General features: G+C 40.3%; 28 protein-coding genes. 1 reads left to right on the forward strand and 27 read right to left on the reverse strand.

The genetic code is table 11. The features are described from left to right. The first annotated feature begins 173 nt into the window (after positions 1-173). Positions 174-947 carry a hypothetical protein gene (locus tag EOK74_RS15990; protein ID WP_205964675.1) on the forward strand — a complete coding sequence of 258 codons (774 nt, stop codon included), beginning with the start codon at positions 174-176 and terminating at the stop codon, positions 945-947. A 374-nt stretch (positions 948-1,321) separates the two neighbouring features. Here EOK74_RS15990 and rplQ read toward each other — a convergent pair whose 3' ends face one another. From rplQ to EOK74_RS16125, 27 genes are all read right to left on the reverse strand, one after another. Further along, positions 1,322-1,723 carry a 50S ribosomal protein L17 gene (gene rplQ, locus EOK74_RS15995; protein ID WP_133471039.1) on the reverse strand — a complete coding sequence of 134 codons (402 nt, stop codon included), beginning with the start codon at positions 1,721-1,723 and terminating at the stop codon, positions 1,322-1,324. Between the two features lie 42 nt (positions 1,724-1,765). Further along, on the reverse strand, positions 1,766-2,755 hold the full coding sequence (locus EOK74_RS16000) for a DNA-directed RNA polymerase subunit alpha (protein ID WP_133471040.1): 990 nt from the start codon (positions 2,753-2,755) through the stop codon (positions 1,766-1,768). A gap of 22 nt (positions 2,756-2,777) precedes the next feature. After that, positions 2,778-3,398 carry a 30S ribosomal protein S4 gene (gene rpsD, locus EOK74_RS16005; protein WP_133471041.1) on the reverse strand — a complete coding sequence of 207 codons (621 nt, stop codon included), beginning with the start codon at positions 3,396-3,398 and terminating at the stop codon, positions 2,778-2,780. A 24-nt stretch (positions 3,399-3,422) separates the two neighbouring features. Further along, positions 3,423-3,812, reverse strand: a complete 390-nt coding sequence (gene rpsK, locus EOK74_RS16010; protein WP_133471042.1) for a 30S ribosomal protein S11 — start codon at positions 3,810-3,812, stop codon at positions 3,423-3,425. 11 nt (positions 3,813-3,823) lie between these two features. Then, a complete protein-coding gene (gene rpsM / locus EOK74_RS16015; RefSeq protein ID WP_133471043.1) occupies positions 3,824-4,180 on the reverse strand; it encodes a 30S ribosomal protein S13 in 357 nt (118 codons plus the stop codon). A 125-nt stretch (positions 4,181-4,305) separates the two neighbouring features. Beyond that, positions 4,306-4,422, reverse strand: coding sequence for a 50S ribosomal protein L36 (gene rpmJ, locus EOK74_RS16020; protein ID WP_007104309.1), 117 nt, complete (start codon positions 4,420-4,422; stop codon positions 4,306-4,308). A gap of 24 nt (positions 4,423-4,446) precedes the next feature. Further along, entirely contained in the window at positions 4,447-5,766 is a 1,320-nt protein-coding gene (secY, locus tag EOK74_RS16025) for a preprotein translocase subunit SecY (RefSeq protein ID WP_133471044.1), read from the reverse strand. Positions 5,767-5,771: 5 nt separating this feature from the next. Then, entirely contained in the window at positions 5,772-6,206 is a 435-nt protein-coding gene (rplO, locus tag EOK74_RS16030; protein WP_133471045.1) for a 50S ribosomal protein L15, read from the reverse strand. A gap of 3 nt (positions 6,207-6,209) precedes the next feature. Continuing rightward, entirely contained in the window at positions 6,210-6,392 is a 183-nt protein-coding gene (gene rpmD / locus EOK74_RS16035; protein WP_133471046.1) for a 50S ribosomal protein L30, read from the reverse strand. Between the two features lie 6 nt (positions 6,393-6,398). Beyond that, positions 6,399-6,902, reverse strand: a complete 504-nt coding sequence (gene rpsE / locus EOK74_RS16040; RefSeq protein WP_133471047.1) for a 30S ribosomal protein S5 — start codon at positions 6,900-6,902, stop codon at positions 6,399-6,401. A gap of 9 nt (positions 6,903-6,911) precedes the next feature. Further along, complete coding sequence (rplR, locus tag EOK74_RS16045) at positions 6,912-7,265, reverse strand: 50S ribosomal protein L18 (protein WP_133471048.1); 354 nt, start codon at positions 7,263-7,265, stop codon at positions 6,912-6,914. Positions 7,266-7,276: 11 nt separating this feature from the next. Next, complete coding sequence (gene rplF, locus EOK74_RS16050) at positions 7,277-7,810, reverse strand: 50S ribosomal protein L6 (RefSeq protein ID WP_133471049.1); 534 nt, start codon at positions 7,808-7,810, stop codon at positions 7,277-7,279. Positions 7,811-7,820: 10 nt separating this feature from the next. Next, a complete protein-coding gene (gene rpsH / locus EOK74_RS16055) occupies positions 7,821-8,213 on the reverse strand; it encodes a 30S ribosomal protein S8 (RefSeq protein ID WP_133471050.1) in 393 nt (130 codons plus the stop codon). A 12-nt stretch (positions 8,214-8,225) separates the two neighbouring features. After that, entirely contained in the window at positions 8,226-8,531 is a 306-nt protein-coding gene (rpsN, locus tag EOK74_RS16060; protein WP_133471051.1) for a 30S ribosomal protein S14, read from the reverse strand. A gap of 11 nt (positions 8,532-8,542) precedes the next feature. After that, positions 8,543-9,082 (reverse strand): 50S ribosomal protein L5, encoded by a 540-nt coding sequence (gene rplE, locus EOK74_RS16065; protein WP_133471052.1) that lies wholly within the window; start codon positions 9,080-9,082, stop codon positions 8,543-8,545. Between the two features lie 16 nt (positions 9,083-9,098). Beyond that, entirely contained in the window at positions 9,099-9,413 is a 315-nt protein-coding gene (rplX, locus tag EOK74_RS16070) for a 50S ribosomal protein L24 (protein WP_133471053.1), read from the reverse strand. An 11-nt stretch (positions 9,414-9,424) separates the two neighbouring features. Further along, on the reverse strand, positions 9,425-9,790 hold the full coding sequence (gene rplN / locus EOK74_RS16075) for a 50S ribosomal protein L14 (RefSeq protein ID WP_133471054.1): 366 nt from the start codon (positions 9,788-9,790) through the stop codon (positions 9,425-9,427). A 289-nt stretch (positions 9,791-10,079) separates the two neighbouring features. After that, complete coding sequence (locus tag EOK74_RS16080) at positions 10,080-11,450, reverse strand: DUF4397 domain-containing protein (RefSeq protein WP_133471055.1); 1,371 nt, start codon at positions 11,448-11,450, stop codon at positions 10,080-10,082. 164 nt (positions 11,451-11,614) lie between these two features. After that, on the reverse strand, positions 11,615-13,252 hold the full coding sequence (locus EOK74_RS16085; protein ID WP_133471056.1) for an AMP-binding protein: 1,638 nt from the start codon (positions 13,250-13,252) through the stop codon (positions 11,615-11,617). Positions 13,253-13,630: 378 nt separating this feature from the next. After that, complete coding sequence (rlmB, locus tag EOK74_RS16090; RefSeq protein WP_133471057.1) at positions 13,631-14,368, reverse strand: 23S rRNA (guanosine(2251)-2'-O)-methyltransferase RlmB; 738 nt, start codon at positions 14,366-14,368, stop codon at positions 13,631-13,633. After that, complete coding sequence (gene rnr, locus EOK74_RS16095; RefSeq protein ID WP_133471058.1) at positions 14,368-16,785, reverse strand: ribonuclease R; 2,418 nt, start codon at positions 16,783-16,785, stop codon at positions 14,368-14,370. The genes rlmB and rnr overlap by 1 nt, the downstream gene beginning before the upstream one ends. Before the next feature lie 145 nt (positions 16,786-16,930). Then, on the reverse strand, positions 16,931-17,560 hold the full coding sequence (locus EOK74_RS16100) for a tetratricopeptide repeat protein (RefSeq protein WP_133471059.1): 630 nt from the start codon (positions 17,558-17,560) through the stop codon (positions 16,931-16,933). 101 nt (positions 17,561-17,661) lie between these two features. After that, positions 17,662-17,898 (reverse strand): TIGR02647 family protein, encoded by a 237-nt coding sequence (locus EOK74_RS16105; protein ID WP_133471061.1) that lies wholly within the window; start codon positions 17,896-17,898, stop codon positions 17,662-17,664. Between the two features lie 178 nt (positions 17,899-18,076). Further along, a complete protein-coding gene (gene trmL / locus EOK74_RS16110) occupies positions 18,077-18,541 on the reverse strand; it encodes a tRNA (uridine(34)/cytosine(34)/5-carboxymethylaminomethyluridine(34)-2'-O)-methyltransferase TrmL (RefSeq protein WP_133471063.1) in 465 nt (154 codons plus the stop codon). Between the two features lie 66 nt (positions 18,542-18,607). Continuing rightward, positions 18,608-19,555, reverse strand: a complete 948-nt coding sequence (locus EOK74_RS16115; RefSeq protein WP_133471065.1) for an alpha/beta fold hydrolase — start codon at positions 19,553-19,555, stop codon at positions 18,608-18,610. 52 nt (positions 19,556-19,607) lie between these two features. Beyond that, positions 19,608-21,008 (reverse strand): ATP-binding protein, encoded by a 1,401-nt coding sequence (locus EOK74_RS16120; RefSeq protein ID WP_133471067.1) that lies wholly within the window; start codon positions 21,006-21,008, stop codon positions 19,608-19,610. Further along, the gene (locus tag EOK74_RS16125) at positions 21,005-21,700 is read right to left on the reverse strand and encodes a response regulator transcription factor (protein ID WP_133471068.1); all 696 of its coding nucleotides are present in this window, start codon (positions 21,698-21,700) and stop codon (positions 21,005-21,007) included. The genes EOK74_RS16120 and EOK74_RS16125 overlap by 4 nt, the downstream gene beginning before the upstream one ends. Positions 21,701-21,838 lie beyond the last annotated feature (138 nt).

Below are 21,838 nucleotides of genomic sequence, written 5' to 3' on the forward strand. Positions count from 1 at the left end.
TATAGAGAGAACACATTCCTATGCAACACTTTATTTCATTTAATTTACTGCTTGCTCAAAAACCACGCAAACTGGTTATAAAGCTGTCTATTTCACAGGAATGTTGTTAGATTAACCTTTCAATAAGAGCGAGTAATTGGAAATTCGTCTTTTCTTAAATATTGGTGTGTTATATGAAAATTGTAGTAATAAGTATAATTATTTTAATTAGCTGTATTATTTATCTAAACAAGGTCTCGGCGAGCCCAAGCGTAATAGAAAGTAAATCCACACAAATTACTGAAAACTTCATTCAGAACCAAGTTCAAAAGAACAACTCTATAGGCTTGACAGTAAAATCTATAGTTAATCATTATCCACAACAGTCAGCCTCAATAGTTTCAACTACGCTAGACTTATATCCTGATAAATATAAAGAGATAATTCACTCTGCAATTTCTGCACAGCCTGCTTTAGCACAAGAAGTTGTTACTATAGCTATAAGCAAGGGGATTACGAGTTGCAGTAGTATTGTAGAAACAGCAATTAATGCTGACCCAAGCTATGTAGACTTTGTTGTAACCGCAGCTGCAAGCACAACACCTGAAGAGTTAAATGAAATAGTGCGTATTGCAGTAATTACAGAACCAGACTCTGCTGACTACATAGTTCAATCATTAGCTAAAGAGCACCCTAGTAAAATTGTTGAGATATTAAGTACTGCGATAGGTGCAGTTCCGTTGGTCGGGGAATATGTAGTAGAAGCTTTATTAGCGGCATTTCCAAACAACGCAGAGCAAGTAGTAACAACAGCTGTTCGTGAGTCGGCTGCAAAAAGGGAAAATGTAATAAAGATTATAGAAGCAGCCTACAACTCTGGAATAACTAGCGAAGACTTAGGTAGTTATGCAATCAACGGCGGTGCAACACAAGAAGAAGTGGCTGAAGTACTAAGTATAAAGGATTAAAATAGCCGCAACTTGTAAACCAGCATTCGTCCACATCATCATTAGGCTATTTAGTTGCTTATATACCCTTGCAAATGAAACTTAGGTGTCCAAGGTAAAATTTGACTACACATCACAAACTATTGCTAGCTTTTCTCTACAAATATTTAAGCTGAGCTTAGGTGAGTTAAACACAGTCTTCACAGATTAAAAATACGTTAAATAACAAAATTTGAGAACTTTTATAGACATTATAAGTCATCACTTTTAGCAACATTTCTAGCTGCACACGGCCTAGCAGAAGAATAACTTCCGGTTATCTATAGACATAAAAAAAGCCCGGTATATACCGGGCTCCTATTTCTAGTATGTCGACCAATTTCGGGTTATAAACCTTACTCTTCAGTTGCTTCTTCAATCTCTTCGATTGCTTCTACTTCTGGGCGGTCAACCAATTCAACGTAGGCCATAGGTGCTTTATCACCAGTACGGAATCCACACTTTAAAATGCGAATATACCCACCTGGACGCTCTTCATAACGAGGACCAAGTTCATTGAACAATTTACCAACAACTTCTTTATCACCAGTACGAGCCATTGCCAAACGGCGATTAGCTACACTGTCTTGCTTAGCAAGAGTGATAAGAGGCTCAAGTACGCGACGTAGTTCTTTCGCCTTTGGTAAAGTTGTTTTAATCAACTCTTCTTTTACCAAAGAACCAGCCATATTTTTGAACATCGCTTGACGATGACTGCTGTTACGATTTAACTGACGACCACTTTTACGATGGCGCATAGTTTTATCCTTCTTTACAAATCAGTTTAATAAAAAACTAGATTAATCTTTTTCTGCGATTGACTCTGGTGGCCAGTTTTCTAGGCGCATACCCAGAGAAAGTCCACGAGAAGCAAGTACATCTTTAATCTCTGTAAGAGATTTTTTACCTAAGTTAGGAGTTTTTAACAACTCAACTTCGGTACGCTGTACCAGGTCACCAATATATTGTATGGCTTCTGCTTTAAGACAATTAGCTGAACGTACAGTTAGCTCAAGGTCATCAACAGGACGAAGAAGAATAGGATCAAACTCCGGCTTCTCTTCTTTCTCAACTGGCTCTGAAATATCACGCAGTTCAACAAATGCGTCTAATTGCTCAGCTAGAATTGTAGCTGAACGACGAATTGCTTCTTCTGGATCAATAGTACCGTTGGTTTCCATATCGATGATTAACTTATCAAGGTCAGTTCTTTGCTCTACTCGAGCAGACTCAACATTGTAAGCTATACGTTCAACAGGACTGTATGAAGCATCTACCAATAAACGACCAATAGGACGATCATCTTCTTCTGAAGAGCGGCGTGTTGATGCTGGAACATAACCACGACCCATTTCTACTTTAATACGCATGCTGAGCTCAGCTTCGCCAGTTAAAGTACAAACTACATGATCAGGGTTAACAATTTCCACATCGCCATCATGCTGGATATCACCAGCTAATACTGGGCCAGCTCCCGACTTCACTAGAGTTAGTGTTGCTTCAGTTTTGCCTTCAAGACGCACGGCTAAACCTTTAAGGTTAAGCAATATTTCAATAACGTCTTCTTGTACGCCTTCTTTGGTGCTGTATTCATGTAATACACCATCAATTTCAACTTCTGTTACAGCACATCCTGGCATTGAAGACAATAAGATGCGACGTAACGCGTTACCTAGCGTATGGCCAAATCCTCGTTCTAAAGGTTCAAGTGTGACCTTAGCTCGAGTTGGCGAGACGTTATCAATTTCAACTAATCTTGGTTTTAAGAATTCAGTTACAGAACCCGACATTGTTTCCTCTCTTCTTTAAGCTTTACTTAGAGTAAAGTTCGACGATCAACTGTTCGTTAATTTCGGCAGACAAATCAGTTCTTTCAGGAACACGTTTAAATGTACCTTCCATTTTCTTGTTGTCTACTTCAATCCAAGTTGGTTTTTCACGCTGATCTGCTAATTCAAGAGCAGCAACGATACGTGCTTGTTTCTTCGCTTTTTCGCGAACAGACACAACATCATCAGCAGAAACGTTAAAAGAAGGAACGTTAACAACTTTACCGTTTACCAAAATGGCTTTATGGCTAACAAGCTGACGTGCTTCAGCACGAGTACTTGCAAAACCAATACGATATACAACATTGTCTAAACGCTGCTCTAAAAGTTGTAACAAGTTTTCACCTGTATTACCTTTCAAGCGTGCTGCTTCTTTATAGTAGTTACGGAATTGCTTTTCTAATACACCGTACATACGACGTACTTTTTGCTTTTCACGTAATTGAACACCATAGTCTGATAAACGTCCACGACGGGCGCCATGCTGACCAGGTGCATTATCTATTTTACATTTCGAGTCAATTGCTCGAACGCCACTTTTAAGGAATAAATCTGTTCCTTCGCGGCGGCTAAGTTTGAGTTTGGGACCCAAATATCTTGCCATGATCTTTCTCCAACTGTCCGTCGATTAAACGCGACGTTTTTTCGGTGGACGACAACCGTTGTGAGGTATAGGTGTCACATCGGTAATATTAGTGATTTTGTAACCAGCAGCGTTTAAAGCGCGGATCGCAGATTCTCGACCTGGACCTGGACCTTTAACAAACACTTCTATGTTTTTCAAACCGTAATCCTGAGCGGCAGTACCTGCACGTTCAGCAGCTACCTGAGCAGCAAATGGTGTAGATTTACGTGAACCACGGAAACCTGAACCACCTGACGTAGCCCAAGACAAGGCATTACCTTGACGGTCTGTAATAGTCACTATGGTGTTGTTGAAAGAGGCGTGGATATGAGCCATACCATCTGCAACTTGACGTTTTGCGCGTTTACGCGCTTTGGTTGGTGCTTTAGCCATAATATCCTCGCTTATCGTTTAATTGCTTTGCGAGGACCCTTACGGGTGCGCGCATTAGTTTTAGTGCGCTGACCACGTAGAGGAAGACTACGACGGTGGCGTATACCACGGAAGCAACCTAAGTCCATCAAACGTTTAATACTCATTGATACTTCACGGCGAAGATCACCTTCAACTGTGAACTTAGCTACTTCGTCACGTAACTTATCAATCTGTTCTTCATCAAGATCTTTGATCTTTGTTGTCTCTGCAACACCAGCTGCTGCACAAATGCTTTTAGCACGTGTGGAGCCGACACCGTAGATTGCAGATAATGCAATCACAGCATGCTTGTGCTCAGGGATGTTAATGCCAGCGATACGGGCCATTAACAGTACTCCTCTAAATTTATAGTTATTAGCCTAAAAAGCCCGATAGGATACTTACCCAATAACTAAATTGCAATTAAGGATTGAGGCGCTAGTGTATCTAGACGACCCCCAATCCCAGTTGATTAACCTTGCCTTTGCTTATGCTTAGGGTCAGAACTGCAAATCACACGCACAACACCGTTGCGCTTAATGACTTTACAGTTACGGCAAATCCGCTTGACGGATGCACGAACTTTCATTTCATCACTCCGTAAATCGCTATCTTAACGGCCGTAGCCCTTAAGATTAGCTTTTTTAAGAACAGACTCATATTGATGTGACATCAAATGTGTCTGTACCTGCGCCATGAAATCCATGACAACCACTACCATAATTAGTAATGATGTACCGCCAAAGTAGAACGGAACGTTCCAGGCGATCAACATGAACTCAGGCACTAAACATATAAAGGTTATGTAAAGCGCACCAGCCAATGTAAGACGGGTCATCACTTTATCAACATATTTAGATGTTTGTTCACCAGGACGAATACCAGGGATAAATGCCCCTGACTTTTTCAAGTTATCCGCTGTTTCACGAGGGTTAAACACCAACGCAGTATAGAAGAAACAGAAAAAGATAATCGCCGCGGCGTAAAACATCACATACAAAGGTTGCCCAGGAGACAACATTAATGCCACATCTTGTAACCAAGATAATGACTCATTCTGACCAAACCAGTTAGCAACTGTGCCTGGAAACAAAATTATACTTGACGCAAAAATTGGCGGTATAACACCAGCCATATTCACTTTTAAAGGTAAATGCGTACTCTGTGCGGCAAAAACCTTACGTCCTTGCTGACGTTTTGCATAATTAACAACTATCCGTCGTTGACCACGCTCTACAAATACAACAAAGTAAGTGACAGCGATAATAATCACACCCACTAATAACAAGAATAATAAGTTTATTTCACCTTGCCTAGCTTGTTCAGCAACATTACCTAATGCTGATGGCAAACCAGAAACAATACCGGCGAAAATCAGAATAGAGATACCGTTACCAATACCTCTCTCTGTAATTTGTTCACCTAGCCACATAAGGAACATAGTCCCAGTGACCAGACTCACTACTGCTGTAAAGTAAAAACCGAAACCGGGATTAATTACCAAACCTTGCATAAGGTTAGGTAAATTAGTCGCAATACCAATCGCTTGGAAAGTCGCTAGCACTAAAGTGAAATATCTAGTGTATTGACTAATTTTGCGTTTTCCAGCTTCGCCTTCTTTCTTCAGCTCCATCATTGGTGGATGCATATGTGATAACAACTGCACAATAATAGATGCTGTAATGTATGGCATGATGCCTAGGGCTAGAACTGATGCACGTTCAAGAGCGCCACCGGAGAACATGTTAAACATTTCAACGATAGTACCTTTCTGTTGGTCGAATAATTCAGCCAACACCGCCGCATCAATACCAGGAATAGGTACAAAAGAACCCAACCTAAATACTATGATCGCACCAAGTACGAACAACAATCTTGATTTAAGCTCGCTCAAGCCGCCTTTAGCGCTTGAGTCCTGTCCTGGTTTAGCCATCTAGTTTATTCCTCTACTTTACCGCCAGCCGCTTGAATCGCTTCAAGTGCGCCTTTAGATACCTTTAAACCACTAACCGTTACGGCACGTGAGATGTCGCCACTTTTCATTACTTTAACAAACAACATTTCTTTTTTGATAAGACCTGCTGCTTTCAAAGTTTCAAGTGATACAACTTCGCCCTCAACTTTGGCTATTTCACTTAACGTAACTTGGTCAGAAACCATAGATTTACGAGAAGTAAAACCAAATTTAGGAAGACGACGTTGGATAGGCATTTGACCACCTTCAAAACCAGGTTTTACAGAACCGCCAGAGCGAGACTTTTGACCTTTGTGACCACGGCCACCAGTTTTTCCAAGACCAGAGCCCATACCACGACCCACACGTTTACCAGCTTTTTTCGCTCCAGGTGCAGGAGCAAGAGTATTCAAATGCATCTTTTACTCCTCCACTACTTCAACCATGTAAAATACACGGTTGATCATGCCACGGACAGAAGGGGTATCTTCTAATTCACGAACATGACCGATGCGACGAAGACCTAAACCTGTAAGCGTAGCTTTATGTTTAGGTAGACGACCGATAGAGCTTTTTGTTTGCTTTACTTTTATCATCTTAGCCATGTTCAATTACCCCAAAATTTCTGATACAGACAATCCACGCTTAGCGGCAACTGACTCAGGCGAATTCATTTCTGTCAACGCATTGATAGTTGCACGCACAACGTTAATTGGATTGGTAGATCCGTAACATTTTGAAAGTACGTTTTGTACACCAGACACTTCTAATACTGCACGCATCGCACCACCGGCAATAATACCAGTACCTTCAGATGCAGGCTGCATGTAAACTTTAGAGCCTGAGTGACGACCTTTAATCGGATGCTGTAGCGTATTGCCATTTAGATCAACAGTCACAATATTGCGACGTGCTTTTTCCATTGCTTTTTGGATTGCAGCAGGCACTTCACGTGCTTTACCGTAACCAAAACCAACACGACCATTACCGTCTCCAACTACTGTCAAAGCAGTAAAGCTAAAGATACGACCACCTTTAACTACTTTAGAAACACGGTTAACAGCGATTAATTTTTCCAACAAGTCACCTTGTTGTTGAGCTTCTACTTTAGCCATAATTAACTCCTAGAACTGAAGACCAGCTTCGCGAGCTGCATCAGCTAATGCCTTAACTCGACCGTGATATTTGAATCCACTACGGTCAAAAGCAACAGATTTGATGCCTTTTTCTATAGCGCGTTCAGCGATGGTCTTGCCAATAGCCGCAGCTGCAGCTGAATTACCAGTGCCTTTAAGGCTACTAGCGATCTCAGTTTCAACTGTTGATGCCGACGCCAATACTTCAGAACCACTTGGAGCGATTAACTGAGCGTATATGTGACGAGGGGTACGGTTAACAACCAAGCGATGCGCTGCCAATTCACTAATTTTTTTGCGTGCACGAGTAGCGCGACGCAAACGAGCTGATTTTTTATCCATCGTACTGACTCCTACTTCTTCTTAGCTTCTTTACGACGCACAACTTCATCAGCGTAACGAACACCTTTACCTTTATAAGGCTCTGGCGGACGGTATGCGCGGATGTTAGCTGCAACCTGACCTATCAACTGCTTATCAACGCCTTTAACGATGATTTCAGTTTGACTAGGAGTTTCAACAGAAATACCTTCAGGCATTTCATATGCTACAGGGTGAGAGAAACCCAAAGTTAAATTTAATTTTTTACCTTGTGCTTGAGCTCGGTAACCAACACCATTTAACAATAATTTTTTCTCAAAACCTTCGGCTACACCTACAATCATGTTGTTCAACAATGAGCGAGCGGTACCAGCTTGAGCCCAACCATTAACTGCACCTTCACGAGGAGCAACTTTAAGTTGTGCATCTTCTTGTACTACTTCAACCGCATCGTTAAATACACGAGTTAGCGAGCCGTTTTTACCTTTAACTGTAATCTCTTGACCAGCAATAGAAATTTCTACGCCAGATAAGACATCTACAGGAGCTTTTGCTATACGTGACATTTTATTCCCCTTACGCTACGTAGCCGATGATCTCACCACCCATGCCCGCTTTACGCGCTGCACGGTCAGTCATCACACCTTTAGAGGTAGACACGATAGCCACACCTAAACCACCCATTACTTTTGGCAACTCATCTTTTTTCTTATAGATGCGAAGACCAGGGCGACTTACGCGCTCAATGCTCTCGATTACTTTTTTGCCTTCGAAGTACTTTAACGTTACTTCTAATACCGGCTTAACGTCACCAGAAACAGCGAAGTCTGTTACGTAACCTTCTTCTTTTAGAACGCCTGCTATAGCAACACGAACTTTAGAAGAGGGCATAGATACAGAAACCTTGCTAGCCATCTGGCCGTTACGTACGCGGGTAAACATGTCCGCGATAGGATCTTGCATACTCATATCAGCTACTCCTTACCAACTGGCTTTTTTCAAGCCAGGCACTTCACCGCGCATCGCTGCTTCACGCAACTTGATACGACTCATGCCAAACTTGCGTAGGAAACCATGTGGACGACCTGTAATGTTGCAGCGGTTACGCTTACGACTTACAGATGAATCACGTGGCAGTTGTTGCAGCTTAAGAACAGCGTCCCAACGGTCTTCGTCAGAAGAGTTGACATCGCTGATAGTTGCTTTAAGAGCAGCGCGTTTTACCGCGTACTTAGCAGCTAGTTTGGCACGTTTTACTTCGCGCGCTTTCATTGATTCTTTTGCCATAACCCTACACCTTACTTTTTGAACGGGAAGTTAAACGCGCTTAATAAAGCGTGTGCTTCCGCATCGTTTTGAGCGCTAGTAGTGATAGTAATATCCATACCGCGGATTTTATCAACCTTATCGAAATCAATTTCAGGGAAGATAATTTGCTCACGAACGCCCATGCTATAGTTACCACGACCATCGAATGACTTAGGATTTAAGCCACGGAAATCGCGGATACGTGGAATTGCAATTGAAACTAAACGTTCAAAGAATTCCCACATACGTTCACCACGTAGGGTTACTTTACAGCCAATCGGATAACCTTCACGGATTTTAAAACCCGCAACAGATTTACGAGCAACAGTTACAACAGGCTTTTGACCAGCAATTGCTTGCATGTCAGCCGTGGCATTTTCCAATACCTTCTTGTCTGCTACCGCTTCACCTAAACCCATGTTTAGAGTGATTTTTTCAATCCGAGGGACTTGCATGACGCTTTGATAGTTGAACTGCTTAGCAAGTTCCGCTACCACTGAGTCTTTATAGAAATCATGCAGTTTCGCCATCGTACTCTCCAATTAATTAAATTAGTTCACCGTCTGATTTGAAGAAACGAACTTTCTTCTCATCTTCAAGACGGAAACCCACACGATCTGCTTTACCCGTTTTCGAGTTGTAGATCGCTACATTTGATACGTGAATTGATGCTTCTTTCTCAACAATACCACCTGCTTCACCCAATTGAGGGTTAGGCTTCTGATGCTTCTTGATTAGATTTACACCTTCAACGATTAGACGGTTAGCCGCAGGAATAACTTTAAGCACTTTGCCTTGTTTTCCTTTGTCTTTACCAGCTAAAACGATGATTTCATCATCACGACGAATTTTATTAGCCATATCGTGACTCCTTATAGTACCTCAGGGGCTAATGAGACAATTTTCATGTTATTAACACGAAGTTCTCTAGTAACCGGGCCAAAGATACGCGTACCAATAGGTTGCTTGTTTGCATTTAGCAAAACAGCCGCGTTGTTATCAAAACGGATAGATGAACCGTCTGGACGACGAACGCCTTTCCTAGTACGCACCACCACTGCATTTAGTACATCACCTTTTTTTACTTTACCGCGAGGAATTGCTTCTTTCACAGTAACTTTAATGATGTCACCAATATGTGCATAACGGCGATGCGAGCCACCAAGAACCTTAATACACTGAACCCTGCGAGCGCCGCTATTATCAGCAACATCCAGGTTAGTTTGCATTTGGATCATGTTAGTGCTCCGCTGTTAAAATTAAGACTCTTCAGAGTCGTTTATCTGTAAAAAAGCAGCTATTCGTTGCTTTTTTATACATACCCCAGTTAAAAGGGCGCGAAATACTAACAGAAAAGTATAGGTAGGGATAGTGTAATTTCAAAATAATCCAATAAAACCACTATTATCAATCTTAAGACTTTGTTTTAAGACGTTTATGCTCTGAAGGCTACTTTATATTAGGGCAGTGACAATTGTGCATTCATAAAAAAGGCCTCTTAAGAGGCCTTTTTATACTATTCAAATACTAATAAAGAACAGATATTTCAAACCCTGTCGCTGAATCATCTGTTTTCTCAACAGTTATGATGTAATTAACCTCTTCATTAATTCCCAACAGTTCAGTTCTATCGAGTAAAACTTGAGTGTCGTTACTATCATCAAATACTGCTATCAACTCATAAAAGTCACTCGGAAGAGTAATACTTCTGCTTTCTTCATAATCTAAACCAGCGACTAAATACTCCGCGCTTTCAATAGTTTCATCTTTACGAACAAAGTAAAAATCAATATCAAAATAATCTGGTGCTAAATTAACAATCTGAATTTGATGATCAAACACTTGAGGCAAGCTACTTTCTTGAAATGAAACAGCAGTTAAAGCCGCATCAGCATCTCTATACAAAACAACGGCCTTACTTTCTCCTTGGTTCAATGTAATCAAACGATTATTGAACACTGTAGACTCGTCACCTTCCAGGCTTGCAGATAAACGATAATCACCAAACTCAATTTCAGTAAAGTCACTTAACTCATTAGCACTTAGACTTAATTCTTGTTCAGTATTATCGTCGTTTCCAGCTAGAGTTAAGTTAATTGAGCTACTATCATCTAGACTATTATAGATTCTATATTGAGCTGTCGCATCATCATCAGCGTAATTCCCTACTGAAGAAGAATTAATAATAAGATCTACAACAACATTATCTTGAATCGCCCCAGTGGTTGTTCTTAAGGCCAGTACGTATTCAGTGTCGAAAGAAAAGCTAATAGTTGCACTCTCATAGAAAGGTTCTGTTGAACCAGATTCTGTCAGATAAATAATGTATTCACCTTCGTCGAAGTCATCACTATCGCTGTCGCCATCCCAATACTCAAATTCATCAAGCTGTTGATAGTTAACAGAACCTAAGAAATTAGCCGCACTAAAGGGTTCACCAGCTTCGCTCATGTAGAGGTCATAACTTGTTCCATCAGCAATAACAGATGTTGCCAATATTCTGAAGTGATCTTCTAAGTCTTCACGAGTATATGTGTACTCCATGAACGAAGGTGTTTCATAATCACCACTTAGAATAATTAATGACTTATCACCATTTTTAAGGTTGACCGTCATTTCTTCTAATGTGACTTCTTGATCATCTGCATCAATACGGTAAAACTCTAACTCCAGTTCACCTTTTTCAAATGTGATCAAACTACTTGCGTCACCATAAGTAGCAGAACCCAAAAGGTTGCCATCGACCTCGGCCATCAATGTTGTAGCGCTATTTGCTGAACCGTTATAAAACTGAATATAAGAGTCACTAAAAGTGTTATCTCCATTGCCACCTGATCCGCCACATGCTGAAAGTAGCAAAAGTGACAAAATAGCAGAAGATAAAAAAGCATTTTTCATAAAAAGTTATCCATAGTTAATACATGTGTACAGCAATAGGATGTAGAACAAGTAAATAAAGTTCCACATTATTTGCACATTCTTCATAAGGCACCGTCAATTGGCGCCTCTGGGGCATTAAAATAATACTGGGTCGGGAGTTTACATAGATTTTGTAAACTTTGCTATTGCTTCGCTATTTTACCTTTAAAATCACCACTTATTAGATCTTCGTATTTACTTTCTAAAGCATGACGTTTTATTTTGAGGGTAGGAGTTAACAGGTCATTTTCTACTGTCCATTCATCTTTCAGTATAATTAACCTATCAAGTATTGCATGGCTTTCCAGTGAAGAGTTAACCTCATCAAGGGTCACTAACAAGCTTTGCTCTACTTCTTCAAATGGCTTTTTCAAAGCATCTTCCGACAAAACGACAAGTCCAATTGGTTGTTTTAAGTGTGAGCCAGTAACACAAACCTGCTCAATAATAGAGTTAGCCATTAATTTAGACTCAATAGGGACAGGCGCAATGTATTTACCTTTAGATGTTTTAAATATTTCTTTTAAACGACCAGTTATCTTGATGAAGCCCTCATTATCAATTGAACCTTTATCACCGGTTTTTAAATATCCATCTTTAGTTAACACTTCTGCGGTTTTCTCAGGCTCTAGATAATACTCCTTCATATTGCAAGGTCCTTTAACCTGAATTTCTCCATCTTCGGCTATCCTGATATCAACTCCTTCATAAGCCTTCCCAATACAACCAATTTTGTCGGCCCTGAATGGCACACAACAGGTGCCATAAGCACTATTTTCTGTCATACCCCAGCCTTCTGAAATATTTACACCTATAGTCCGAAACCATTCTAATGTAGAAGCAGGTATAGGCGCTGAGCCACTCGCACATAAGCGAGTCTCACTTAGCCCTAGTTTTTGCTGTATTTTTTTCTTAACAACATTTCTTACGATGGGAATGCTCAACAGAAAATTAAGTTTCTTTTGAGGCATGTTTGCAAGCACGCCCATTTGAAAGCGCGTCCATAAACGAGGCACTGAAATAAACAAAGTGGGTTGTGTGGCACAGATGTCTCGGGAAAATGTATCAAGAGATTCTATAAAACTCACTCTTTTCCCAGAGTAGAAACTTGCAATTTCGATTAAAACTCTTTCAGTGATATGTGCTAAAGGTAGATAACTCATTACCCTATCTTTAGAGTTAACTCCTAACTCGTTTAATGATGCATGAGCAGCCCAACATATGGAGCGGTAATTATGGACCACGCCTTTTGGATTACCTGTGCTGCCTGACGTATAAATAATTGTCATAATAGAATCTAAATCAGGAATAGGGTTTTCAGTACATGGCGCAATCTCTAATAATTCATGCCACTGTTTATCTGCTGGAATATCAGGATATGGAAAAGCTAGCTTTACAATATCGTTTCCTATAGCAGCTACTTGATTCTCCGTATCATCAAGTTTACCGACAAATATAACAGGGCATTTTGCGTGTTCAAGCACATAGCGGATCGTCTTCTCACCCGCTGTAGAATAGATAGGCACTGAAACATGACCTGCCATCATTATAGCTAAATCGGTAATAAACCATTCGGCACAGTTTTTTGATAGAAGTCCAATATGGCTACTCTTTGGTAGCTCCATTGCAATTAAATTACTGGCGATTTTACGAACTTGCTTGCCCACTTCCTTCCAAGTGAACTCTTTAACTTCTCCTAGAACTGGTTGCTTCAAATACACCGTACTTGGCTCTGTTGATTCCCAGTGGTAAAGCATCTCTAATGGCGTTTTCAGTGTCATAATTTTTCCAATATATAAAGGTGGGATTTTACAAATCAGATACCCCATCACAAACAATTACAATATTTTAACATTAATATTGATTTAATGAATAGATATTTACATTTTTTTAAAGTTTCATTGATAATAATGATAGATCTTAATTACGCCAAGGCTTTAGTCATTATGTACAGAGGGAGAAAAAGAAGGCGAAACTATAATGCACTTTGCAGACTTGGAACTTTTCGAGTAACGAGAGAAATAAAACGCATTTTAAAATCTCGAAGTGGAATAACTCACTCCGAGAGGAAGTTATTGGTGGTAAACCAACACAGTTACTTGTCAATGCCCCCAAATAAACACAAACAGGATAATATTTAGTTAATTAAGGTATAGAGGCTAACCTCTTTGCCTAACTATTTCATATAAACATACGCCCGTTGCTACTGATACATTCAAGCTAGAGACAGACCCCGCCATCGGCAACTTAATCAGCTCATCACAATGTTCACGGGTTAAACGGCGCATACCCTTTCCCTCAGCCCCCATTACTAATGCCATTGGTCCAACAAGCTTACATTCATAGATATTATTTTCTGCTTCACCCGCAGTGCCAATAATCCACACACCGGCATCTTGAAGGTCTCTTAGGGTACGAGCTAAATTAGTCACTTGTATCAAAGGAATAACATCGGCTGCGCCACAAGCTACTTTACGGACAACTGGGGTTAGGGCTGCGGATTTATCTTTGGGCACAACAACAGCATCTACGCCTGCGGCATCAGCGGTACGCAAACAAGCTCCTAAATTATGAGGGTCGGTAACTCCATCCAAAATCAATAAAAAAGGCGTGGTAGAAGACTCAACAATAGCAGCTAAGTCATTCTCGTTATATTGCTTTGCGGGTTTAACTTTTGCTAAAACCCCCTGATGTTGCCCCCCTTCAGCTTTGTCATCTAAGGTTTTTCTTTGGCAAAACTGCACTGAAGCACCAAACTTTCTTGCTTGACTCACAATGGCATGGATACTCTTATCATCACGCCCTTTCAACACAAATAGTTCAATTAAGCGTTCAGGCTCTCGTTGAATAACGGATTCAAGGGCATGAATGCCGTATAACCACTCTTGTTGAGCCATTATTTATTCCTCTTTCTGGATGAGGTAGCGGGTTTGTTACGAGAACCCTTTGTTTTACTAGAACTCGTTCTTGGTTTGCGACCACTGGGTTTTTTCGCTGGCTTTTTCTGATTAGATGCCTTTGCTTGCTCTTTTTGCTTGGGTGATATTTTACCTACATCTGCCGCAGCTTTATCTCCAGCATTTTTCTTGCGACGAGAAGCTTTACGGGTTGCAGATCGTTTAATAGCTTTGCCGTGAGCGCCATCAAGCAAAAAGTCTATTTTTCGTTCATCTAGGTTTACCGAAGCCACTTTTACTTCAACTGGGTCACCTAATCGATAGGTCACGCCAGAGGCTTCCCCAACCAAATATTGCTTAACTTCATCAAACCGGAAGTAATCATTATCCAAAGAAGTGATATGCACTAAACCATCAATATGAAACTCTGTTAATCGCACAAAAAAACCAAAGTTGGTGACAGATGCAATAACCCCTTCAAACACATCCCCTACATGGTCAAGCATAAACTCACATTTTAACCAATCGGCTACATCTCGAGTTGCATCGTCAGCGCGGCGCTCTGTCATTGAGCATTGCTCCCCCAAAGCTTCTACTTCATCAGCAGAATAGGTTTTTCCACCAGTCTTACTTTTGCGCTGATTTTGCTTATCTACGATCCCCTTTAATGCCCTATGAACGACTAAATCAGGATAACGGCGAATTGGCGAGGTAAAATGCGCGTAGGCTTCTAAAGCCAACCCAAAATGACCAATATTTTCATGGTCATATACGGCTTGCTTCATTGAACGTAACAACATGGTTTGAATCAACTCTTGATCAGGACGATCTTGAATTTTTTCTATTACATCAGTGAAATCTTGGGGTGATATTTCAGAACCAATTTTATGGGGGATACCCACTTCCGCTAAATAAGATAAAAATGCACCAAGACGATCTGAGTCTGGTTCATCGTGGATCCTATATAAGGCCTCAGCGTTATTTGTGTCTAGAGTTTCTGCAGCAGAGACATTGGCCAAAATCATACATTCTTCAATTAACTTATGAGCATCATTGCGAGTAACAGGAACGATATTGTCTATTTTCCGTTGCGCATTAAAAACAAACTTACTTTCTTGAGTTTCAAACTCAATAGCTCCACGCTTATTACGGCTCCGCTTAAGAACACGATACATATCGTGCAAATTTTTAAGATGCGTCACTTGCTCAGCGTAACGTTTATGTAACTCAGGATCACCCTGTAAAATATCCCAAACCTTGGTATAAGTAAGCCTTGCGTGGGAATTCATCACCGCTTCATAAAACTTATGTTTTACTAGCTCACCAGCAGCGCTGATAGTCATCTCGCAAACCATACACAAACGGTCTACTTGAGGGTTTAGTGAACACAAACCATTCGATAAAACTTCTGGTAGCATGGGGATAACTTGTTCTGGAAAATAGACTGAGTTACCACGGTTTTGGGCTTCACTATCTAATGCTGTACCTGGACGCACATAGTAACTGACATCAGCAATGGCAACCCATAACTTCCAGCCCCCCTCATCAAGGGGCTCACAATAAACAGCATCATCAAAATCTCGTGCGTCTTCACCATCTATAGTAACAAGGGGAAGTTGTCTTAAATCAATTCGCCCTTCTTTCGCTTCTTCGGGAACTTGATCCGTTAACCCTTTAATTTGCCGTTCAACACCTTTTGGCCAATCATGCGGTATATCAAAGGTACGCAGCGCCATGTCTATTTCCATGCCAGGCGCCATATGTTCACCCAAGACTTCTACGATTTTACCAATAGCATTATCTCTACGACGTGGTCTTTGGACAATTTCAACCACTACAATATGGCCTTGACGGGCACCATTACTTTGTTCTTTGGGGATCATGATTTCATGATTAATACGACTATCATCAGGAATGACCACGCCAACATTATTTTCAAAAAAATAACGCCCTACTATTGGCTCCGCCCGTGGCTCAATAATTTTAGCAATACGAGCCTCTCGTCTCCCCCTATTGTCGGTACCACTTTCTTTAGCTAGTACAATATCGCCATGTAGTACCGCAGTCATCTGAGCATTATGAATAAAGAGATCTTTTTCGCCATCTTCACGTTTTAAAAAACCAAAACCATCTCTATGCCCAATGACACGACCTTTAATAAGTTCTTCAATCTTTAACTTGGCGTACTTTTTATCTCGGGTAAATTCAACCTGCCCTTCTCGTTCCATTGCCCGTAAACGACGCTGAATACCTATTCGAGAATCTTCGTCTTTTGCATTAAGCAATTGACAAAATTCAAGAAAAGACAGCGGGCCCTTGGCTTTATCTAAAAGTTCGAGTAAGTACTCTCGGCTGGCCACAGGGTTTTCATATTTTTCTTTTTCCCGTTGATAATGGGGATCGTCTGATTGAGACAAATGGAAGGTCCGTTGATTTATAGTATAAGTAGCTATTATAGCGAGTTAGGCAATTTAAAAACCAGTGCTTTCAAATTTAAAATATAGAAGTGTGATTTCCCATAGCTTCAAACATAGTTAATTGCAGTGAATTAACTATGTATATTTAAGAATTTAATGGTCTTTTAGCTTTACGTACCGCTTTCGGGTGCATTAATTTTTCTAACCCAGAAATACAGTGAGCTATTTTGGAGTGGGTAGGCTTATCTGAAGTAATGGCATTATATAACCAATGATAGGCATCTTCGTAATCATAAGGACTACCATACCCATCAATGAACAGTTCAGCTAACTGTATCTGCGCCTTTAAGTTGCCTAAAGCAGACGCTTCTCTCAAATAAACAACTGCTCGCTCTTTATCTTGCTGTACTAACTTACCCTGAGTATAATATCTGCCGAGTTGTTCTAAACCTGATGCAAGACCCTGTTCAGCTGCCTGATGCATAAACATTATGCCGCGCTCGGCATCTTCTTCCACACATACTCCCCACGCCAGCATGTCTCCCCATAAAAATTGATAGGCTGGTATTTTTAAGACTTCTGCACGGGCTTGAATATCTTGAACTAATTGGCAATCATCGAGCACAACACGACTGAGGTGCTCATTTTTATTAATCAGTTGCAAAAGCTCTTCTTGGGAATAAAGCTGCACTGCTTTAATATTTTCAGCAGCGGCTGCGTTACCGATAAATAAAAACATCGTTAAAGTGGAGCATAAGGACTTGATTAGGTTCATAAATAATATTCTATGTTTGAGCTAATGCTTGTTTATCGGCAACCCTGACTAATTTCTAAACTATATACTTAGGTAATTCTTTAAATAACGAAAACCTTAGATCACTCCGTGGTCATGGCAAGCCCTAAAACTTGCGCATGTTCAAATAAGTCATGTCCTAAGTCAGTAAGGTAACCTCCATCAGGTTGTGTCACTATGCCTTTTTCAAATAGTCTTTGAGCCGCAGAAACAACCTCTGGTTTAGCATCGTGATGAATCTTGATACCTTGCATTAGACTTTTATTAGGAAACTTGAGTAATAAAGTTAACTCGGAAGCCATATCAGGTGTAAATGTCATAGTTTTTCCTCTAATAATAAAAAGATGGATAGCTCAGTTGAATTACAAACTATCCAGGTACTAGATGATCAGGTGACATTCATGCGATGAGGTATCTGTTTTTAATTACCTTAGAGCACCATATCATCTGCTACCAAGTTAACATCAATTTAAAGGAACGGTCCACTTTTAAAGATAACTATACCGCTCCATTAAAATGTAACTGACGCCAACTTTCATATACAAATACTGATACAGCGTTAGATAAATTCATACTGCGACTTTCTGGTAACATGGGGATGCGCACTCTTTGCTCAGGTGGTAAAGACTGGATAACATCGTCAGGCAAGCCTCTAGTTTCAGGGCCGAATAGTAAAGCATCACCCGCTTGATATTTAACCTCAGCAAAAAAAGCGGTACCTTTTGTCGTACAAGCAAAAACTCTTTCCGGTGCACGTGTTTCAATATATGCCTCTAGGCTTGGATATTTCTTTACTTGAGCAAACTCATGGTAGTCCAACCCAGCCCGGCGCACTCTTTTATCATCCCATTCAAAACCTAGTGGCTCAATTAGATGTAATGCGAACCCAGTATTGGCACATAATCTAATAATATTTCCTGTATTGGGCGGGATTTCAGGTTGGTATAAAACAATATCAAGCATAAATAATCATTTTTTGGAGTAAGATAAATGATGTTATCAAAAACGACAGTATTTATCTGAATACAATTATTTATAAAAATCTAAAATAGCATTCATGGCCCGATCTCTGAAGATATCCTGCTCTTCCATTAGCTCATGTTTTGCTTTCTCAATAATCATAAATTTGCAATTTGCTAATTTATTTGCAACACGGGCCTGACGTTTATTATCAACCACTGTATCTCCACCAGCTTGAATAACTAGTGATGGTATCGGAAAGTCCGAAGCTTCATTTTCAATATCATCCATTGCTGCTATTGCAGCTTTTAGCCAACTACCAGTCACGCCACCAAGTTGAATTTCTGGTTGGTCGCGGTATTCATTTCTAAAAATCTGATAACGAATTTGACTATGGGTCAGCTCATTCCTATCAAAAGGCTTACTCTCATAATTTTTTTGGCCCCAAAAAAATGCCGGCTCTGAACAAAAAGCTTTATGTAGGTTTAATAACTTTCGCGACAACCATCTAGGTAGTACAGGCAAGATTCCAAACATAGGAGCAGAAAAAGCCACTTTTTCAAATAAATTGGGGTAACGCATTATTGTCATGGCACCTATAGCCCCCCCCATTGAGTGGCATAGTAAATTAGGTTGATATTCACTATGCTGAGTCACGACTTTATTAATGAATGTTTTAAAGTCAGCAACATAATCAGAGAAGTCAGTCACATACCCCAAATGCGTATTGCCTAACATACGTCCAGACAATCCTTGCCCTCTATGGTCATGAATAAAAACAGAATACCCAGCTTGATATAAGTCAAAAACAACTTCCTTGTATTTAAGCATTGATTCAATACGCCCAGTCGAAATGACAATTGAACCTATTGGTTTTGAATGTTTCACAAATGAATAGGCAATTTTTACACCTGCAACTCCTTGAAAACTCCCGAAACTCATTTGACTATCCCAAAAAGGGACGATTACTTTTTTATAAGAATTTTCTAATTCGTGTTCTTTACTGAATACATTCATATTTAAACTTTTTGTTTGAGCCCCTAACATCCCCCCACTTTTGGAAGTAGCGTTAGGCTATTGGGATAGACATAGTGACCGCTAACCCCCCTTCTGGGCGATTAGCCGCTTTTATAGACCCTTTATGCTTAGCTATGGCTTGACATGCGATAGCCAACCCCAAGCCTACACCACCACTATCTCTGTCACGAGCTGTAGATTCACGATAGAAAGCATCAAATATCTTAGTGAGCTGAGCGTCAGGGATACCATTACCATCATCTAAAATAGTCCATTCTACTACATTATCATTTACTGATACCTTTACTTCTACAAGGCGATTTGCATAGTGAATAGCATTTCGTAACACATTCTCTACAGCACTGCTTAACAATTGGGGCTCGCCTTCAAAGGTAAGTGAACAGTCGCACTGATAGTTAACTGTTTTACCTTTCTGCTCAGCTTCAAATTGAGCATCAGTAATGATTGGGGACATAAGTCCTTGCATATTGATTGTTTGTAAGTTTTGTATAGGTTGCTGATTGTCTAATTTGGACAAGCTCAAAACTTGACTGATCATGCTTTCAATCTGTGCAGCTTCTTTCTCTATTCTTTCCAATGCCAATTCCATATCTGCAGATAGCTCTGACTCACTCTGCTGTTGAGCAATCCCTATGGATAATTGTAAACGTGTGAGTGGAGATCTTAATTCATGGGAAATATCCGCCAACAATCGCTTTTGGCCAATAAGTAAACGCTCGACTTGCTCCGACATATAATTAAAATCTCGGCCAAGCTGTCCTATTTCATCAAGTCGCTCACCTACACTTTCAACCCGAGCAGTAAGATCTCCTCGAGCCATTTTTTTAGAGGCGTTTTGCAACTGAATAATGGGCTTTAAAATTGAATTTACGAATAAGTAACATAATCCGCCACTAAGAAGAATTAATAGGCAAACAAACAGACCTGGATACTGATGGCGAATAACCCTTAGATTGCCACCTGGTCTAGGAGTTACCAAAAACAATTGATATTCTTTTCCTGCAACCTCAATAGTACTTGCTCCCCTATAGGCTAAACCGTCAACCCAAATTGCCAAAGACCTATGTCGTGGCTCAAAAAGCTCAATGGCATCTATAGAGGACTGTTTATGCTTTGGGCTATCGTAAATTACAGTTTTATCGGCTCTATTGAATAACACCAAGCCAACTCTGGAGCGTTTACTAGCCTGATGTAACATAGACTCTAATGAATCTACCTCATTTAACCTATCAGCTTGTTTTTGTAGTCTGCGGGTGACAATTGCTAATTCTTTTTGCTGCTCTGGATTTAAGGGGTGGTATTTAACTTCAGAATCAAGTTGCTTAACTAACCATATAGAACTTACAAAGACCAAAAATATAGCCAACCAAAACCATAAGAACATCTTAAAAAACAAACTGTTTGCTGGGTTTACCCGCTTCAAAAAACTCATGCTTCTACCAAATATAAATAACCTGCACCACGATGGGTCTTAATTTTTTCTGAGGAGTTAAACTCTGCTAATTTTTTCCGTAAATTACTGACATGCATATCTATACTGCGGTCAAATGGCGCCAACTTACGCCCTAGGACCTTCTCGCTGATTTCTTCTTTGCTTACTAAATTTCCATGATTAAGCATCAATAAATGCAAAATAGAATATTCAGTACCGGTAAGCTCCAACAAGTTACCATTGCAAAACACTTGTTGTGATGCTGGGGATAGCTCTACATCATCCAATTTAAGATTTTGTTGCACACTGGTCGCTGGGAGCAAGGACATACGGCGAACTAAAGCCTTAATACGCGCAGACAGCTCTCTATGATTAAATGGCTTGGCTAGATAATCATCAGCCCCCATTTCTAACCCTAATATTTTGTCTAAATCATCACCTTTAGCAGTCAGCATAAGAATAGGGGTTAAATGAGTCACCCTAAGTTTTTTTAACACCTCAAAGCCATCAAGCTTAGGCAACATAACATCCAATAAAATCAGGTCATAATGTTTACCAGATGTTGCTTGCGCTATACCAGCCTCACCGTCATGGGCAATATCTAGCTCATACCCCTGAGGTGCAAGGTACTGAGATAAAAGCTCGGTAAGCTCAGTGTCATCATCAATTAGTAAAAGTTGTTTATTACTCATATACTGCCTTCAAATTTATAAACCTAGGTAATGCCTTCCATTACAGAGGTACCTATGATAGCGCAGCCTTATAGGAACCATACCCTCTATTTACAAAAGCTTTACACTCTCTTTGCGTTTCTTTGCATTGCAATAGCT

The sequence above is a fragment of the Paraglaciecola marina genome (assembly GCF_004360155.1).
GTDB lineage: Bacteria > Pseudomonadota > Gammaproteobacteria > Enterobacterales > Alteromonadaceae > Paraglaciecola > Paraglaciecola marina.

Coding starts and splice junctions, on each gene's coding strand:
- EOK74_RS15990 (WP_205964675.1), top strand. CDS start 174: ATGAAAATTGTAGTAATAAGTATAATTATTTTAATTAGCTGTATTATT.
- rplQ (WP_133471039.1), bottom strand. CDS start 1,723: ATGCGCCATCGTAAAAGTGGTCGTCAGTTAAATCGTAACAGCAGTCAT.
- EOK74_RS16000 (WP_133471040.1), bottom strand. CDS start 2,755: ATGTCGGGTTCTGTAACTGAATTCTTAAAACCAAGATTAGTTGAAATT.
- rpsD (WP_133471041.1), bottom strand. CDS start 3,398: ATGGCAAGATATTTGGGTCCCAAACTCAAACTTAGCCGCCGCGAAGGA.
- rpsK (WP_133471042.1), bottom strand. CDS start 3,812: ATGGCTAAAGCACCAACCAAAGCGCGTAAACGCGCAAAACGTCAAGTT.
- rpsM (WP_133471043.1), bottom strand. CDS start 4,180: ATGGCCCGTATCGCTGGCATTAACATCCCTGAGCACAAGCATGCTGTG.
- rpmJ (WP_007104309.1), bottom strand. CDS start 4,422: ATGAAAGTTCGTGCATCCGTCAAGCGGATTTGCCGTAACTGTAAAGTC.
- secY (WP_133471044.1), bottom strand. CDS start 5,766: ATGGCTAAACCAGGACAGGACTCAAGCGCTAAAGGCGGCTTGAGCGAG.
- rplO (WP_133471045.1), bottom strand. CDS start 6,206: ATGCATTTGAATACTCTTGCTCCTGCACCTGGAGCGAAAAAAGCTGGT.
- rpmD (WP_133471046.1), bottom strand. CDS start 6,392: ATGGCTAAGATGATAAAAGTAAAGCAAACAAAAAGCTCTATCGGTCGT.
- rpsE (WP_133471047.1), bottom strand. CDS start 6,902: ATGGCTAAAGTAGAAGCTCAACAACAAGGTGACTTGTTGGAAAAATTA.
- rplR (WP_133471048.1), bottom strand. CDS start 7,265: ATGGATAAAAAATCAGCTCGTTTGCGTCGCGCTACTCGTGCACGCAAA.
- rplF (WP_133471049.1), bottom strand. CDS start 7,810: ATGTCACGTATAGCAAAAGCTCCTGTAGATGTCTTATCTGGCGTAGAA.
- rpsH (WP_133471050.1), bottom strand. CDS start 8,213: ATGAGTATGCAAGATCCTATCGCGGACATGTTTACCCGCGTACGTAAC.
- rpsN (WP_133471051.1), bottom strand. CDS start 8,531: ATGGCAAAAGAATCAATGAAAGCGCGCGAAGTAAAACGTGCCAAACTA.
- rplE (WP_133471052.1), bottom strand. CDS start 9,082: ATGGCGAAACTGCATGATTTCTATAAAGACTCAGTGGTAGCGGAACTT.
- rplX (WP_133471053.1), bottom strand. CDS start 9,413: ATGGCTAATAAAATTCGTCGTGATGATGAAATCATCGTTTTAGCTGGT.
- rplN (WP_133471054.1), bottom strand. CDS start 9,790: ATGATCCAAATGCAAACTAACCTGGATGTTGCTGATAATAGCGGCGCT.
- EOK74_RS16080 (WP_133471055.1), bottom strand. CDS start 11,450: ATGAAAAATGCTTTTTTATCTTCTGCTATTTTGTCACTTTTGCTACTT.
- EOK74_RS16085 (WP_133471056.1), bottom strand. CDS start 13,252: ATGACACTGAAAACGCCATTAGAGATGCTTTACCACTGGGAATCAACA.
- rlmB (WP_133471057.1), bottom strand. CDS start 14,368: ATGGCTCAACAAGAGTGGTTATACGGCATTCATGCCCTTGAATCCGTT.
- EOK74_RS16100 (WP_133471059.1), bottom strand. CDS start 17,560: ATGAACCTAATCAAGTCCTTATGCTCCACTTTAACGATGTTTTTATTT.
- EOK74_RS16105 (WP_133471061.1), bottom strand. CDS start 17,898: ATGACATTTACACCTGATATGGCTTCCGAGTTAACTTTATTACTCAAG.
- trmL (WP_133471063.1), bottom strand. CDS start 18,541: ATGCTTGATATTGTTTTATACCAACCTGAAATCCCGCCCAATACAGGA.
- EOK74_RS16115 (WP_133471065.1), bottom strand. CDS start 19,555: ATGAATGTATTCAGTAAAGAACACGAATTAGAAAATTCTTATAAAAAA.
- EOK74_RS16120 (WP_133471067.1), bottom strand. CDS start 21,008: ATGAGTTTTTTGAAGCGGGTAAACCCAGCAAACAGTTTGTTTTTTAAG.
- EOK74_RS16125 (WP_133471068.1), bottom strand. CDS start 21,700: ATGAGTAATAAACAACTTTTACTAATTGATGATGACACTGAGCTTACC.